This window comes from Gallibacterium salpingitidis, assembly GCF_001678495.1.
Lineage (GTDB): Bacteria > Pseudomonadota > Gammaproteobacteria > Enterobacterales > Pasteurellaceae > Gallibacterium > Gallibacterium salpingitidis.
In genome coordinates this window covers 94074-110926 of the sequence record NZ_JTJL01000001.1, presented here as the reverse complement: position 1 = coordinate 110926, position 16853 = coordinate 94074, and the positions used below count along the sequence as shown (strand labels likewise).

The window sequence follows — 16853 nt, the reverse complement described above, 5'->3', positions numbered from 1 at the left end:
ATGGTTTAAATAAAAAAGCGGTAAGTTATAATCAGTACCCTACCGCTTAATTCTTTCGTACTAACTCACTCGAATAATCGTCCGCCCATATAACTGATGTTCAAGTAATTTTTTTGCATAACTAGGTACATCGGCTAAGGCGATTTCACGCGTAAATTTTTTCAAATAATCATCTTCTATTAAGCGCGCTAACTCTTGCCATAAAGCTTGACGCTCTATTAATGGAAAATAAACAGAATCAATACCTTGCAAACGGACATTACGCAAAATAAACGGCATTACCGTTGTATTTAATTGATAACTTTGCGCCAAACCACAACAGGCAACACAACCACCATATTGCACTTTAGTTAAGAGATTCGCCAAAATATCACCACCAACAGTATCAATAACACCAGCAAATTGCTGCTTTTCTAATGGTCGGCATGGCTCACTAAAATGGTGGCGGTCATATACTTTTTGTACGCCTAATTGCAATAACGATTGATAACAAACCGAATTGCCGGAAACAGCACTCACTTGATAACCCAGTTTGGTTAGCAGATATACCGCTATCGACCCTACACCACCACTTGCACCAGTAACAATGACTGGGCCTTTTTCTGGAGTAATCCCAGCTTGGCGTAATGCTTCAACACACAACATTGCAGTTAATCCTGCTGTGCCTAATGCGATCGCTTTATACTCTGTTAATGCGCCAGATAATTTTAATAAATGTTGTGGTTGCACAAAGGCAAATTCACTCATAGCGCCAAATTGCACTTCACCATAACCAAATCCTGTTGCCAACACCAAATCGCCTACTTTAAAGTTTGCATCTGAACTACTGGCAACACTGCCAACAACATCAATGCCGGGAATAAAAGGGTACTGTTTGATGATTTTACCAACCCCGCAAATTGCCAAAGCATCTTTGTAGTTCAAAGAAGAATAATGCACCTTAATTTTGATACTTTCGCTACGTTGTGCTTCAGGAAAAAATCGTTCATCAATATTTTCTAGCTGGCATTTAAACGGTTCGGTTTCTGTTTGTCTAAGCACAAGTGCTTTCATTCTGCTACTCCTGTTTTTTGATAAAGGCGATAAGCAACTTGCTGAGTAAACTTCTCTTTCAGCAACTGCCAACTCGCTGGTATGTCGATATTCTGCAACGTCTTTTCACTTTCAAGATAAATTAACGCATCATCTGCCAACCAATGGTGCGTTTCCAATAAAGTTAAGGTTGTATTTAATAAATCTTGATGAAAAGGGGGATCCAAAAACACAACATTAAACGGTTGTTCTGGCTGGTGTTGCGCTAAATACGTCAGCGTATCAATACAAATAATCTCGCCATTTTGCGTTTTGAGTTGTTGTAAATTTTGCTTTAACTGTTTTGCCACCACCGGCGATTTTTCCAACATCACCACTTTTGCCGCTTGCCGAGAAAGCGCTTCAAAGCCTAATGCACCACTGCCAGCGAAACAATCTAAGCAGTTTGCTGACACAATGTCATTCATCAGCCAATTGAATAAGGTTTCACGCACGCGATCTGATGTTGGTCGTAACCCTTGTGATAATAATACTGGAAGCTTTCGACCTCGCCATAATCCAGCGATAATACGCACTTCACCTTTACCTTGAGGAACTTTTGTCAGGTTTTTTGCCATAATAAGAAGAAATACTAAGCATAGATAAATTTAAATGATAAACTAGCAACCATTTTAGTCTATTCTTAATTAATTTGGATCATCTATTGAATTAACTCGGTAATTTTATATGTCAGAAAATAAACAGAAAAAAGGATTTTGGGCTTCGTTATTTGGACGTAATAAACAATCAGAACAATCATCCACTCATCATTCTCAAACCAGCGTAGAACAAGAACAATCTTCTGTTATTGACAACTCCACTACACAACAAACAGAAGCAACTACCGACAACGTAGTTACGACACAAGAACATATCGAACCAACTGCCGAAACAACTCCACAGCCTAGTGAGGCTAGCGAAAATCTTATTCCAACAGAAACAGTAGCTGAAGAACTTTTACAGCCAGAGCCAGAGCCAGAGCCAGAGCCAAGCAAAATTGAAACACAAGAGAAACCAACAAAACCAGGCTTTTTTAGCCGTTTGGTGCAAGGTTTAGTCAAAACCAAGCAAAATATTGGTGCAGGTTTTCTTAACTTTTTCTCTGGCAAAAAAATCGATGATGAACTGTTTGAAGAGTTAGAAGAACAATTATTAATTGCTGATGTTGGTGTGCCTACAACCAGCAAAATTATTGATAATCTAACTGAACACGCAAGCCGTAAACAATTAAAAGACGCAGAATTACTCTATCAACAATTAAAAGTTGAGTTAGGTGCTATTCTTAAACCAACCGAACAACCGTTAGTGCTAACCGATAAAAAACCTTTTGTCATCTTAATGGTTGGAGTTAATGGAGTTGGGAAAACAACAACTATCGGTAAGTTAGCAAAACAATTCCAACAACAAGGCAAGTCAGTCATGTTAGCAGCAGGCGATACTTTCCGCGCTGCAGCAGTTGAGCAATTACAAGTATGGGGTGAACGTAACCATATTCCTGTTATTGCGCAAGCCACTGGTTCAGACTCAGCATCTGTTCTCTATGATGCAATGCAGTCCGCTACCGCAAAAGGTATTGATGTCTTAATTGCTGATACCGCAGGCCGTTTACAGAATAAAAATAACCTAATGGATGAATTGCGCAAAATTGTGCGTGTAATGAAGAAATATGACGAAACAGCGCCTCACGAAATTATGCTCACCCTTGATGCAGGTACAGGTCAAAATGCCATCAGCCAAATGAAATTATTTAATGAAGCGGTTGGTATTACAGGCATTACCTTAACCAAATTAGATGGCACAGCGAAAGGTGGAGTAATTTTCGCTCTAGCTGATCAATTTAATGTACCAATTCGCTATATTGGCGTTGGTGAAAAAATTGATGATCTGCGCCCATTCAAGAGTGAAGAGTTTATCGAAGCGTTGTTTGTATCAGAGAAAGAAGTATAAGGAAAAACTATGATTCGATTTTCCGAAGTCAGTAAAGTTTATAGCGGCGGTAATAAACCCGCCTTACAAGGGATCAATTTTCATTTACCAGTTGGCAGTATGACTTATATTACTGGTCATTCTGGTGCAGGAAAAAGTACGCTTCTAAAATTAATTTTAGGCATTGAGCGTGCTAATGGCGGCAATATTTGGTTTAACGGTCATGATATTACACGTCTTTCTACTTCAGAAATGCCTTATCTACGCCGTCAAATTGGGATGGTACATCAAGATTATCGCTTACTAACCAGTTATACCGTTTTGGATAATGTAGGATTACCGCTAGTTATCAATGGTATGCATCCATCAGAAGTAAAACGTCGTGCCTCAGCAGCCTTAGATCGTGTTGGGCTATTTCATCGTGCAGATTATTATCCGCAACAACTTTCTGGCGGTGAACAACAACGTATTGATATCGCTCGTGCGATCGTCAATAAACCGCAATTATTATTGGCTGATGAGCCTACTGGAAATTTAGATAAAGAATTATCATTAGAAATTTTTCGTCTATTCGAGCAATTAAATCATATGGGCGTTACCGTCATTATCGCCACACACGATATCAATATGATTTCACAAAATCCAAAACCAACTATTGTGCTTGAACAAGGACATTTAAAACAATTTATTCGTTAATGGAATTACTATGAGTCAACGTCAAGTAAATGCACCGTTATGGTTGCAACTGAAAATCGTCTTCCAAATGGTAATACGTGAACTATATAAAAGAAAACTGGGTACATTACTCACCGTTCTCGTTATTGCTGTTTCACTAACTGTACCAGTTACTACTTATCTTTTATGGAAAAACGTGCAATATGCCGTCGATAACTTTTATCCTGAATCAGAATTAGCAGTCTATTTAAATAAAAGTTTAAGCGAACAAGATACCAGCACTATTGTAGAAAAATTACGTTCTCAAGAAGGGGTCGCTTCGTTGAACTATATTTCACGACAAAAAAGTCTTGAAGATTTCCGTCAATGGTCGGGCTTTGGTGAAGAACTTGCGTTATTAGATGATAACCCATTACCAGCAGTGGTAATGATCAAACCAACTAAAGAGTACCAAAATACCAATGAATTAATGGAGCTAAGAACAGCGCTCAGCAAAATTAAAGGGGTGCAAGAAGTTCGTCTTGATGATGACTGGATGGAAAAATTAGGAGCCGTATCTTATCTAGTAGCGCAAATTGCGATTATTTGCAGTATTTTGATGAGCTTAGCGGTCTTTTTGGTGATCGGAAATAGCGTACGTTCTGATGTTTATAGCAGCAGAGCAAGTATCGAAGTTATGAAACTACTCGGCGCCACCAACAACTTTATTTTGCGACCATTTCTCTGTACCGGCATTATTTATGGCGTATTAGGCAGTATCTTAGCGACTATTTTTAGTTTTATGCTCATAGGCTATTTTGCAACAGCCGTTAGTTATGTCGCGAATATCTTTGCCCTAAAATTTGAATTAAACGGCTTAGCGATCCCTGAAATTCTCTTTATGATTATTATTTGTTCCGCTATCGGCTACGCTGCCGCTTGGATCTCAGCGAACAAACATATTAATGATTTTGAAAAGAAAAATTAATCTGAAAAGTTGAGTTTCGCCCTCAGGCGAAACTTGACTATCCCCCACGACAAGAGTAACATTCCGCCCGATATTTTTTCTATGAGGACAAACACTTTGGACAGTCACAGTCGATACTGGTTTTATATTTTTAACTAATCTTTTCGCCTCATAGCCTTTGCTTATCGGCGAAAAGCCGGTGAGTATCCACTACCCCATTTAAACTAGAATCTTTTTATTTTGTTCATTGCGTTGTTCATAACCCAACCAAGGGAGTACGAACATGATCGGAGCATTTGCTTTGGATGACGCACGCTTAGTGCGGATTGATGAAAATAGTGAAGCATTGAATGATGCCATTTGGATTGATCTTTTAGAACCGACCGTTGAAGAACGTGAAATGCTGCAAGAAGGCTTAGGACAAAGTCTAGCCTCTTATTTGGAATTAGAAGATATCGAGGCATCTGCACGTTTCTTTGAAGATGAAGATGGCTTACATTTACACTCTTTCTTCTATTGCGAAGATGAAGACGATTACGCTGATATTGCTACAGTTGCATTTACCTTACGAGATGGTCGTTTATTCTCACTAAGAGATCGCGAGCTACCTGCCTTTCGGTTATATCGTATGCGCTCACGCACCCAAAAACTCTTAGAATGTAATGCCTATGAGTTATTACTTGATCTCTTTGAAACGAAAATTGAGCAGTTAGCCGATGTTATCGAAACTGTTTATGCCGACTTAGAAAAATTAAGCCGTATTATTCTAGAAGGAAAACAGGGAGAGGCTTTTGATCAAGCATTAGCGACCTTAACCGAACAAGAAGACGTTAGTTCTAAAGTGCGTCTTTGCTTAATGGATACACAACGAGCTTTAAGTTTTTTGGTGCGTAAAACACGTTTACCAACAAGCCAGTTAGAACAAGCCAGAGAAGTATTACGAGATATTGAATCTTTGCAGCCACATAATGAATCACTTTTCCAAAAAGTGAACTTCTTAATGCAAGCGGCAATGGGTTTTATGAATATCGAACAGAACCGTATTATGAAGATCTTCTCTGTGGCATCATTGATTTTCTTACCGCCAACATTAGTTTCTTCTACTTATGGTATGAACTTCGCCAATATGCCAGAACTAACGTGGAAATTCGGTTACCCATTTGCGCTTACTTTAATGGTACTTGCGGCTCTTTTCCCATTCTTATACTTTAAACGGAAAGGATGGCTGTAACTCAAGAAAAAACCCCTTGAGCAAAACATCAAGGGATTTTGCCTTCTATCTCATTACGATATCAACGTTTTTTCAACGATTTAGCTAAAGATTCTAACTCCGCTAACTCTTGTTTATCCTCTAATTCTGCTTCATATTTTTTGCGTTGCGCATTAAATAAATCATAAATTTCTCTCACTTTCTGTTCCATTATTTCATGACGAATACTACCTGCACCTTGTAATACTGGATACCCATTAAATTCCAATAACTGATCAACATTATTACGCCAAAAATCTAAGGTTAAATCCTGACGATTCTTAACTCGTAATTCCGCACTTTCTAAGAAAATAACCACCAAACGATTCAGACTATCAATTTCGTCACTATGCAAATAATTCTTGGCAATTAGAATATCTTGTTTACGCACCACTTTGCCTTTCCAACTGGTCAGCGCCATATTAGGTGCATGAGCATCGGCTCGACTGATAATCAACTCGGCTGCGGTTTTATGCGTGATCGCATAAATTAATTTATTTTGGGTTTCAGCAAAGAACATCTGTGTTGCTTTGTCTGTACCATCATAATCACTACTTAATGCAAATAAGTCTTTTACTTTTTGATAGAAACGTTTTTCGCTGGCACGAATATCACGAATACGTTCCAACATCTCATCAAAATAGTCAGGACGCCCATCAGGATTCTTTAAACGTTCATCGTCCATCACAAAGCCTTTACGCATTAATTCTGTCAGTTGAGTATTCGCCCAAATACGAAATTGCGTGCCTCGTTTACTTCTTACCCGAAAACCAATCGCCAAGATCATTTCCAAATTATAGAAAGCCACCTGATAATTTTTACCATCAGCGGCAGTTATTAAGAAATACTTAATAACTGAATTTTCAGATAATTCTTTATCTTTCAATATATTAGATATATGCATATTGATATTAGGGACTGAGGTGGCAAAAAGTTCTGCGATTTGATTTTGGCTTAACCAAACAGTGCCATCTTGCGCATACAAAGACACTTTAGCTTTACCATCATCAGTGTTGTAAATAATGATATTGTTTTGCTGTGGCATATCATTTCTCTCATAAAAATCTATTTGTTTTAGCATTAATTATAAGTAGATCAGCTATAACGACTACTTTTCATGGCTATGCGAAAACTATTTAATCAATTTTGTTAGCGGCAAAAATAAATTCTCTTTCTTATCCAAAAATTGGATAAAACCCAGCTTCTTATAAAATGCAATTGCATTATCATCTTTCGCCTCCACAAGTAATGTGGCTATTCCCATTTTTGCATTACTCACTTTATGTAGAACATCAGCAATTAAGAACTTTCCATAGCCTTGGCCAACAAAACGCTGATCAATTGCCAAACGTCCTACTAAAACTGCTGGAATATTAGGATATCTAATCTTTTTTTGGATATTTGCTTTAGGTATATTCTCAACCTTGATTAAAGTGGCAGATAAAGTGTAATAACCAATAATCTGTTCATTTTTCTGATTAATTAACACAAAGCATTTAGCCAATTCTCTTTTTTCATCCTGTGGTGCTTGTGTCTGTAAATAGCTATTTAGAACTGCTGAAGAACTATTAAAATCTTGCTTTTTCAACGTTAGTTCCGCTAACGGCACAATTACTAGATCGTGCAAAGCCTCTAATATCATTATTTTTGTCCTTGCAGCTTTAAAAAATGATCATAAGCAGTTAATGCTTCTTGCATAGATTCATTAAAAGGTTTCTCTGTTGACAAACTATCAATCAGTAATTGTTGATCTCGTACAGAAAGAGCAACTACTTGATGTTTCTCAATTGTCTTAATAGATTCTTTATACACTGCATCAATAACAAAGTCCGTTAATGTTCTGCCGCTTATTGCTGCAGCTTGCTTAAATAAGGCATAGATATCAGGATTGACTTTAGCCTCTAATCTCGCTTTAGATTGATTTCTCATAAAATCTCCTTTTCTAATATTTATCGCCTACTTTTTCACCATTTCAATAATACGGCTATTAGCCGTACAAATCAAATAATAAACTCATTTAAAAATACCAATACAAGATAAAAATTACTTTGTCCTAAATAAAAAATTCCCTCTATTTACTAGAGGGAATTTCGTTTTACTATTTTCTAGCTAATATTGGTTTTAAGAAACGTGCTGTATGTGATCCTTGAATTTCCGCCACCTGTTCTGGTGTTCCAGCAGCGATAATCTTACCACCGCCGCTACCGCCTTCAGGACCTAAATCAACAATCCAGTCTGCTGTTTTAATCACATCAAGGTTATGCTCGATGACGACAATCGTATTCCCTTGATCACGTAAACGATGTAACACTGACAATAACTGTTTTATATCAGCAAAATGCAATCCTGTGGTTGGCTCATCAAGAATATATAAGGTTTTACCCGTATCACGTTTAGAGAGTTCCGCCGCCAATTTCACTCGTTGCGCTTCACCACCAGACAAGGTCGTAGAGGCTTGTCCTAAACGAATATAGGATAATCCCACATCAATTAACGTTTGTAATTTACGAGCAATCATTGGAATAGCATCAAAAAACTCTCGCGCCTCTTCAACGGTCATTTCTAACACTTGATGAATCGTTTTCCCTTTATAACGGATTTCCAAAGTTTCTCGGTTATAACGTTTACCTTTACAGTGATCACAAGGAACATAAATATCAGGTAAGAAGTGCATTTCTACCTTGATAACACCATCGCCTTGGCAAGCCTCACAACGTCCACCACGCACATTAAAACTGAAACGTCCTGGGTTATAACCTCTCGCGCGAGCCTCTGGCACACCAGCAAATAACTCACGAATTGGCGTAAATACACCGGTATAAGTTGCTGGATTTGAACGTGGGGTACGTCCGATTGGACTTTGGTCAATATCAATCACCTTATCGAAGAATTCTAATCCTTCAATTGACTTAAATGGTGCATGTTGTTGATTTTCCGCACGATTTATCGCATTTTGTGCAATTGGAAATAAAGTATCATTGATCAGTGTGGATTTACCTGAACCAGAAACACCTGTAATACAAGTAAATAGCCCAACAGGAATTTCCAGATCGACATTCTGTAAATTATTCCCGCTAGCGCCTGATAATTTTAAGATACGTTGTGGATCCATTGCTGTGCGTTGCGCTGGTATCTCAATCTTTTCCTTTCCAGAGAGAAAACGTCCGGTTAATGAGTTAGGATCCTGCATAATTTGTTGTGCTGTACCCTGTGCCACTACTGCGCCGCCATGCACTCCCGCACCCGGGCCAATATCCACAATATAATCCGCCGTTAAAATCGCATCTTCATCGTGTTCAACCACAATAACGGTATTACCTAAATTGCGTAAATGCAGCAACGTATTCAATAAACGTTCATTATCTCGTTGATGCAAACCGATTGATGGCTCATCTAACACATACATTACGCCCACAAGTCCAGCACCAATTTGGCTCGCCAGACGAATCCGTTGCGCTTCACCCCCTGATAATGTTTCGGCTGATCGAGAAAGTGAAAGATATTCCAAACCAACATTCACCAAAAATTGCAGACGCTCTTTAATTTCTTTCAAAATCTTTTCGGCAATTTTTGCTTTTTGCCCATCAAAAGAGAGTTCCTCAAAATAGCGTAATGCTTCACCAATACTCATTTCTGAAATTTGCGGCAAAGTGGTATCACCAATAAAGACGTGGCGCGCTTCCTCTTTTAAGCGTGAACCATGACAATCTTGGCATGGACGATTGCTAATATATTTAGCCAGTTCTTCACGCACCGCCATTGATTCAGTTTCTTTATAGCGACGTGCCATATTATTGAGTACCCCTTCAAATGCGTGATGACGCACTACTACATCACCACGATCATTCACATATTGGAACTCAATTTCTTCACTACCTGAACCATGCAATACTAATTCTTGAATATTTCTTGGCAACTCTTCAAATGGTGCTTCAATATCAAAATGATAATGTTTTGCTAGCGAAGTAAGCATTTGATAATAATAGAAATTACGACGATCCCAGCCACGAATCGCACCGCCAGCCAAAGACAAACTTGGGTTTTGTACCACACGTTTTTCATCAAAATATTGCTGGATACCTAAACCGTCGCAAGTTGGGCAAGCGCCAGCCGGGTTATTAAAGGAGAACATTCTTGGTTCAAGTTCTGACACCGAATAACCACAATGTGGACACGCAAAATTCGCAGAAAAGACCAACTCTTCCGCTTGGGTATCGTCCATACTAGCTATCACCACAACACCACCAGATAACTCTAGTGCCGTTTCTAAAGATTCCGCTAAACGTGGCGCCAAATCTGCTCGTACTTTAAAACGATCCACCACTACTTCGATCGTATGTTTTTTCTGCAATGCTAATTTTGGTGGATCAGATAAATCGCAAATTTCCCCATCAATTCTTGCTCGAATATAACCTTGCGCGGCAATACTATCCAATAACTTAGTATGTTCGCCTTTACGCGCTTTTACCACCGGCGCTAACAACATCATTCGTTGCCCTTCCGGTAATGCCAACACTTGATCCACCATTTGGCTAATCGTTTGTGCAGTTAATGGCGTATGATGGGTTGGACAACGTGGTTCACCAACACGCGCAAAGAGTAAACGTAAATAGTCATAGACTTCGGTAATTGTACCCACCGTTGAGCGTGGATTATGCGACGTCGATTTTTGCTCAATCGAAATAGCCGGTGATAAGCCTTCGATATGATCGACATCTGGTTTTTCCATCAATGATAAGAATTGACGTGCATAGGCGGAAAGCGATTCCACATAACGACGCTGCCCTTCTGCATACAGCGTATCAAAAGCTAATGATGATTTTCCTGATCCTGACAATCCAGTAATCACAACGAGTTTATTGCGTGGAATAGTAAGATTTATGTTCTTTAGATTGTGGGTTCTTGCTCCCCGAATTTCGATATTATCCATACGTTGCAACAAAAAAATGAAAAAACTCGACGATTATCGCAAAATCAAAAAAACTGTGCAAATATACAGTATAAAAATCTCCTTTTTTTCATTTCGTATTGCTGGTACAACCTGATAACATCGTTTACATTTTTGAGTAAACCCTCATCAAAAAAAGATGAGGAAATGATGATGCCTTGGAAACAAACGAATATCATGGAACAACGATTTCTTTTTCTCAAAGCGTGGTTAAGCCAACGCTACACAAAAATAGCGCTGTGTCGTCAATTTAATATCAGTCGTCCGACAGCAGATAAGTGGATAAAACGCCACGACAAGTAGGGTTTGAGAGGTTAAATGAGTTATCACGAAGGCCACATACTTCACCTAATACGGCAGCTAAATGGATAGTAGAGTGGTTAATTCCCGAGAAGCTCAAACGCCCTGATTGGGGACCCAAAAAACTGTTAGATTTATTTGCAAAACGTTATCCAGATACTAAAGTACCAGCAGATAGTACAGGTGATTTAATTCTTGCTCGAGCATGATTAGTCAAGCCTCGTCGTAAAAGACGTCGGCAAATCAGTGCAGATAATCAACGCTTTACCCTTTTAGTTTCTTCGAATACGACTTAGTGTGTAGATTTCAAAGGACAATTTTTATTGAGGAATAGACAATGGTGTTATCCCTTAACGGTAACCGATAACTACAGTCGTTATATTTTATCATGTCACGCATTACCTAGTCCGCAATCTGCTTTAGTCAAACAACAATTTGAACGCTTATTCTAAGAGTATGGTTTACCTTGGGTGATTCGCTCTGACAATGGGCCACCCTTTTCTTCTATTGCTTTAGGCGGTATTAGTCGTTTATCTAAGTGGTGGATAGATTTAGGGATAAGACCGGAAAGAACCGAGCTGGCGCATCCTGAACAAAATGGGTGTCATGAGCGAATGCATCGAAGTCTAAAGTTAATGTTAAAAGAACGAAAAGGCCAATATGGAAAGGATATTCAGGCGCAACAAATTATCTTGGATGATTTTCGGTGAGAATATAACGAGGAACGTTCACATGAAGGGCTAGGCAGGAAAACCCCGTCAGAATGTTATCAGAGCAAGACACGTCGTTATACAGGGAAAGTAGAAGCTTATGATTACGATGAAGGTTGCGAGATAAGGAGAGTGAAGCATAGTGGTGAAATTTGCTGGAAAGGGGAAATTTATTATTTAAGTCAGGTACTGGCTTTAGAGGATGTTGCCTTGATTCCTTTTGCAGAAGGGATATGGAATATCTATTATCATTTTCTTGGTCAGATGAATGAACGAGAAAAGAGAATTGTGCCAGCCACAAGCTGGCATCAACAAGAAGGAGGAATGTAAACGATGTCTCTAGGTTAATATGTAAATGATGTTTGTGTTGTACATATTTTTGGCATAACGCTTTTTTTCATTACAGGATGCTCTTTGGGTTTGGGGAATAATCCTTCTATACCGTATTGCTGAAAATATTTCAACCATTGACTAATTACACAAAAATTTGATGTGCCAACCAAAATGTAGGCTAGCATTTTCCATACTTATTTCACCCCAGCTGAATGGTTTAAGTGACCTGATATTTGAAGTCAGGGGAATAGGTTTTCTTCGTGTAAAGTTTACTTGCCTACGATTAAAGAGCATTGCTGTATTAGGCAGTAGTTTAAATACAATTTCCCCTGTTTCATAGCATAAATAGTATATAAAAATTTGTTATAGCATAAAAATTTATAACAAAAATAAAACATTCTAAATCCACTTACTTTAAGGTACTATAATACTATTTACTAAAGGTAGCATAAGCTGTTAAGGTAACTAATGAAAAGCTGTGTTGAGACTATATTTATTATTTGCATTATGCTTGTTATGGGGTGTCAGTCATCAATAAGAAGTGATGTTTACTATTTCAATCAACACACTAGCGTCCATCTGCCTAACCTTACCTTATCGCCAACTATTGAAACACATCAGTTATTAACCATTACATCAGATAAACTCAAGAAAAAAGAAGAACATATTTTAACGATATTATCTTTATCTCCCAAGCAATTAACACTTACTTTGCTATCTCCATTAGGTGTTAGGCTCGCTCAATTACAATATGACGGCAATGAAATAAAAGTAACACAACAACTAAAAATTGCGAATATTACCTTACCATCTTTATCGCAAATTGTTGGCGATATTTTACTTTCCTCTTTACCGATAGAGGCTTGGAGATTTGTTTTACCGCAAGGTTGGCGTATCGTTGAACAAAATAAACAGCGTTTGGTTTTCGATTTAAATCAACAGAAAGTGATACAGATTGATTATAGCGATCAGACTTATACTAAAGCAGTCAAAATAACGCATTATCAATTTTTGTATCAAATTTTGTTACAAGATATAGAATAGGAATATAAAATGAATAAACCCCCTATTTTTATAAATAATTATACTCTCTGTAATGCACTTGGTAGCACTAAAGCTGAGATATTGGAAAATCTTGAGAACAATCGCTGTTTGCTACAACTTGAAACACAAATTTCAACCGATACAACTTATGTTGGTAAAATTCCGTTATCGTTACCTGAATTACCTGCGGAATTTTCTGAGTATTATTGTAGAAATAATCAAGTGGTATTGTGGTGTTTACAACAGCTTGAGAATGATATTACAAAATTTATTGAGAAATATGGTAGAGATAGAATTGCGGTTGTAATGGGAACAAGTACCGCAGGTATTGATTTGGGCGAACAAGCTATTAAATCCGCTCACGCTGATCTTTCTTATCATTATCGTTGCCAAGAATTAGGCTCTATTTCTGGCTTTGTTGCTCGATATTTAGGGCTAAATGCACCGCACTTTACTATTTCCACCGCCTGTTCATCAAGTGCAAGAGTATTTATTTCAGCACAAAGATTGTTGCAAAGCGGTTTGGTTGATGCCGTTTTGGTTGGCGGAGTAGATACTTTGTGTCATTTAACCTTAAATGGGTTTAATTCTTTAGCCTCATTATCAGAACAGCTTACTCGTCCATTTGCTGATAACCGAGCTGGTATTAATATTGGTGAAGCAGGGGCGATGTTTCTGTTAAGTCGAGAGGAGAGCGATATTGTATTAGCTGGCGTTGGCGAAAGTAGTGATGCACATCATATCTCCGCACCTGAGCCAAATGGTGCTGGAGCTGAACGAGCAATGCGTGATGCGTTACACAATGCTAACTTATCTATCAATGAGATCGGCTATCTAAATCTGCACGGTACGGCAACACCACTCAATGACAGTATGGAAAGTTTGGCGGTAAATCGAGTATTTGGGCAAATCCCTTGTAGTAGCACTAAACATTTAACAGGGCATACACTGGGTGCAGCTGGTGCAACAGAGTTAGCCATTAGCTGTTTGTTATTAGAGCATTATTCAACCACAACCAAACCGTTACTTCCTCGTCAAACTGACGAAAATAAGCAAAATTATTACGATCATAATTTGCCAGAAATTGGCGTAATTTTTACACCAACTTATCTTGAAAAACCAGTGATTATGAGTAACTCTTTTGCGTTTGGTGGCAATAATAGTACACTCATTATTAAAAAGCGAGGCGGTTGATGTTAGGCAAGGCAAGTGATTTTTTACTCCATAAACAACCTATGATGTTGGTTGATTCTTTGCTAGAGTGCAATGAAACCTATGTTGCTGTCGAAGTGGTTATCGATCAAAAACATCAACTTTTTTTAGATGAAACAGGACGTTTACCCGCATGGATAAGTATTGAATTAATGGCTCAAACTGTTGGCGTTTGGGCAGGTTATCAAGCCAAGTTGCGTGATGGTAGCGAACCAAAAATAGGATTTTTACTTGGTGGACGGCAGTGTCAGCAATATGTGAGTCACTATCAAGTTGGCGATAAATTGAGAATTGAAGCTCAAATTATAATGCAAGATGAAAAGATGGCGAGTTTTGCAGCAAAAATTATAAATACACAACAAAATGTTGTTGCAGAGGGTAGGCTTACCACTTATCAGCCAAATGATGTAGAAATTTCAGGACTACAAAATTTATTCACACAAAATAATTAAAAAGACGAAAAATATATGACAAAAACGGTTTTAGTGACAGGTGCAAGTAAAGGAATTGGTAAAGCAATAGCAATTGAGCTAGCTAGACAAGGCTTTCATATTGTTGTGCATTATTTATCCGACAAACAAGGTGCAGAAGATACCTTACAACAGGTTGAACAGTTAGGCGTCAAAGGGCGTTTACTCTGCTTTGATGTAAGTGTGCGTACACAATGCCAAACAGTATTGAATCAAGATATACAGGAAAATGGTAGTTATTATGGCATTGTATTAAATGCTGGAATTATACGAGATGCTGCCTTTCCTGCCCTAACAGAACAAGATTGGGATAGCGTGATACATACAAATTTAGATGCGTTTTATAACGTTATTCAACCAGCCATTATGCCTATGATTTCAGCTCGTCAAGGTGGACGAATAGTCACTCTTGCCAGCGTTTCTGGTCTTGTAGGTAATAGAGGGCAAGTCAATTATAGTGCTTCTAAATCAGGTTTAATTGGTGCAACAAAAGCACTTGCATTAGAGTTAGCTAAACGAAAAATAACGGTAAATTGCGTGGCACCGGGTTTGATTGATACGGGTATGATTAATGAAGAAACCCTAAAACACGCAATGCCATTAATTCCAATGCGGCGTATGGGACAGGCTCAAGAAGTTTCTGATTTGGTCGCATTTTTGATGAGTGATAAAGCAGCATATATTACACGTCAAGTCATTTCAATTAATGGGGGAATGGTATGAGTCACGTAAGACGTGTTGTAATAACAGGTATATCGGGTATTACCGCTTTTGGTAATGATTGGAATACGATTAAACAGCGTATGCTAGAGTACAAAAACGCAGTGGTTTATGTGCCAGAATGGGAAATTTATGACGGGCTACAAAGTCGCCTTGCCGCACCAGTAAAAGATTTTAAATTACCAAGCCATATTACCAAAAAGAAAAGTCGTAGTATGGGACGTGTGGCACAAATGGCGGTTGTGGCTACAGAACAGGCACTGGCAGATGCACAGCTACTAGATAGCGAATATTTAAAAGATGGCAATGCTGGTGTAGCTTATGGTTCTTGTACAGGAAGTACAGAACCAGTGCTCGCATTTGGATCTATGTTTATGGAGAAAAATACCCATAGCATTACAGCACAAACTTACATTCAAATGATGCCTTATACTACGGCTGCGAATATTAGTCTGTACTTTGGCTTGCAAGGACGTATTATTCCGTCCTCTACCGCTTGTACTTCTGGTAGCCAAGCGATTGGTTATGCCTATGAGGCGATCAAACACGGTTATCAAAATATTATGATTGCAGGTGGTGCAGAAGAGTTATGTCCAAGTGAGGTAGCCGTATTTGATACCTTGTTTGCAACTAGTCAAAATAATACACAACCAGAATGCACACCACGCCCATTTGATCTTAATAGAGATGGTTTGGTATTAGGTGAGGGGGCAGGAACACTAATTTTAGAGGAATTAGAACACGCTCAAAAACGTGGAGCAAAAATTTATGCTGAAATTGTCGGATTTGCGACTAATTGTGATGCTACCCACGTTACACAACCTCAATCGAAAACAATGCAAGTTTGTTTAGCACAAGCGTTAAAACAAGCCGATATTTCTACCGATAAAATTGGTTATGTTTGTTTACACGGCACCGCCACTGAACGTGGAGATATTGCTGAAAGTCACGCAACTTATAATATTTTTGCCAATAAACCGCTTGTTTCCTCAATCAAAAGTTATTTAGGACATACGCTAGGTGCGTGTGGTGCATTAGAGTCGTGGTTTAGTATCGCAATGATGAATGAGGGCATTTTTCTGCCGACAATCAATTTAGAAACCGTTGATGAGCATTGTGCAAAATTAAACTATATTCAACAAAGTGCAGTTGAATGCACAACAGATTATGTGATGAATAATAATTTTGCCTTTGGTGGTGTAAATACCTCTTTGATATTTAAAAAATATACAGGCTAAGATGTAAGAAA

At 38.3% G+C, this 16853-nt stretch carries 17 protein-coding genes; 11 read left to right on the top strand and 6 right to left on the bottom strand.

Annotated features, from left to right (window positions below):
* Window positions 1-60: 60 nt before the first annotated feature.
* Entirely contained in the window at window positions 61-1053 is a 993-nt protein-coding gene (locus QS62_RS00530) for an MDR family oxidoreductase (protein ID WP_066104265.1), read from the bottom strand.
* On the bottom strand, window positions 1050-1649 hold the full coding sequence (gene rsmD / locus QS62_RS00525) for a 16S rRNA (guanine(966)-N(2))-methyltransferase RsmD (protein WP_066104262.1): 600 nt from the start codon (window positions 1647-1649) through the stop codon (window positions 1050-1052). Before rsmD ends, QS62_RS00530 begins: the two co-directional genes overlap by 4 nt.
* Before the next feature lie 109 nt (window positions 1650-1758).
* On the opposite strand from rsmD, the gene ftsY reads away from it, so the two are divergent.
* The 4 genes from ftsY to corA all read left to right on the top strand — a co-directional run bounded on the left by ftsY (window position 1759) and on the right by corA (window position 5849).
* The gene (gene ftsY, locus QS62_RS00520) at window positions 1759-3018 is read left to right on the top strand and encodes a signal recognition particle-docking protein FtsY (RefSeq protein ID WP_066104260.1); all 1260 of its coding nucleotides are present in this window, start codon (window positions 1759-1761) and stop codon (window positions 3016-3018) included.
* A 9-nt stretch (window positions 3019-3027) separates the two neighbouring features.
* Window positions 3028-3693, top strand: coding sequence for a cell division ATP-binding protein FtsE (gene ftsE / locus QS62_RS00515; protein ID WP_066104254.1), 666 nt, complete (start codon window positions 3028-3030; stop codon window positions 3691-3693).
* A 10-nt stretch (window positions 3694-3703) separates the two neighbouring features.
* Complete coding sequence (gene ftsX, locus QS62_RS00510) at window positions 3704-4639, top strand: permease-like cell division protein FtsX (protein WP_066104251.1); 936 nt, start codon at window positions 3704-3706, stop codon at window positions 4637-4639.
* 262 nt (window positions 4640-4901) lie between these two features.
* A complete protein-coding gene (gene corA, locus QS62_RS00505) occupies window positions 4902-5849 on the top strand; it encodes a magnesium/cobalt transporter CorA (RefSeq protein ID WP_066104249.1) in 948 nt (315 codons plus the stop codon).
* Window positions 5850-5910: 61 nt separating this feature from the next.
* Here corA and QS62_RS00500 read toward each other — a convergent pair whose 3' ends face one another.
* The 4 genes from QS62_RS00500 to uvrA form a co-directional block, all read right to left on the bottom strand.
* On the bottom strand, window positions 5911-6912 hold the full coding sequence (locus QS62_RS00500) for a virulence RhuM family protein (RefSeq protein ID WP_066104246.1): 1002 nt from the start codon (window positions 6910-6912) through the stop codon (window positions 5911-5913).
* Between the two features lie 87 nt (window positions 6913-6999).
* Window positions 7000-7455 (bottom strand): GNAT family N-acetyltransferase, encoded by a 456-nt coding sequence (locus QS62_RS00495; protein ID WP_231923654.1) that lies wholly within the window; start codon window positions 7453-7455, stop codon window positions 7000-7002.
* A gap of 53 nt (window positions 7456-7508) precedes the next feature.
* Complete coding sequence (locus QS62_RS00490; protein ID WP_066104239.1) at window positions 7509-7796, bottom strand: type II toxin-antitoxin system TacA family antitoxin; 288 nt, start codon at window positions 7794-7796, stop codon at window positions 7509-7511.
* Window positions 7797-7965: 169 nt separating this feature from the next.
* Window positions 7966-10797, bottom strand: a complete 2832-nt coding sequence (gene uvrA, locus QS62_RS00485) for an excinuclease ABC subunit UvrA (protein WP_066104237.1) — start codon at window positions 10795-10797, stop codon at window positions 7966-7968.
* 296 nt (window positions 10798-11093) lie between these two features.
* Here uvrA and QS62_RS12140 point away from each other — a divergent pair, with 296 nt between their 5' ends.
* The 7 genes from QS62_RS12140 to QS62_RS00455 all read left to right on the top strand — a co-directional run bounded on the left by QS62_RS12140 (window position 11094) and on the right by QS62_RS00455 (window position 16842).
* Window positions 11094-11324 carry a hypothetical protein gene (locus tag QS62_RS12140; protein ID WP_082966095.1) on the top strand — a complete coding sequence of 77 codons (231 nt, stop codon included), beginning with the start codon at window positions 11094-11096 and terminating at the stop codon, window positions 11322-11324.
* A 633-nt stretch (window positions 11325-11957) separates the two neighbouring features.
* Complete coding sequence (locus tag QS62_RS12135; protein WP_082966094.1) at window positions 11958-12155, top strand: hypothetical protein; 198 nt, start codon at window positions 11958-11960, stop codon at window positions 12153-12155.
* Between the two features lie 471 nt (window positions 12156-12626).
* Window positions 12627-13202: a DUF3261 domain-containing protein gene (locus QS62_RS00475; protein ID WP_066104234.1), complete on the top strand. Its 576-nt coding sequence runs from the start codon at window positions 12627-12629 to the stop codon at window positions 13200-13202.
* 9 nt (window positions 13203-13211) lie between these two features.
* Window positions 13212-14396: a beta-ketoacyl-[acyl-carrier-protein] synthase family protein gene (locus tag QS62_RS00470; protein ID WP_066104231.1), complete on the top strand. Its 1185-nt coding sequence runs from the start codon at window positions 13212-13214 to the stop codon at window positions 14394-14396.
* Window positions 14396-14866, top strand: a complete 471-nt coding sequence (locus tag QS62_RS00465; protein WP_066104228.1) for an ApeP family dehydratase — start codon at window positions 14396-14398, stop codon at window positions 14864-14866. Before QS62_RS00470 ends, QS62_RS00465 begins: the two co-directional genes overlap by 1 nt.
* 15 nt (window positions 14867-14881) lie before the next feature.
* On the top strand, window positions 14882-15607 hold the full coding sequence (locus QS62_RS00460; protein ID WP_066104226.1) for a 3-ketoacyl-ACP reductase FabG2: 726 nt from the start codon (window positions 14882-14884) through the stop codon (window positions 15605-15607).
* Window positions 15604-16842, top strand: a complete 1239-nt coding sequence (locus QS62_RS00455; protein ID WP_066104223.1) for a beta-ketoacyl-ACP synthase — start codon at window positions 15604-15606, stop codon at window positions 16840-16842. Before QS62_RS00460 ends, QS62_RS00455 begins: the two co-directional genes overlap by 4 nt.
* Window positions 16843-16853: the final 11 nt, after the last annotated feature.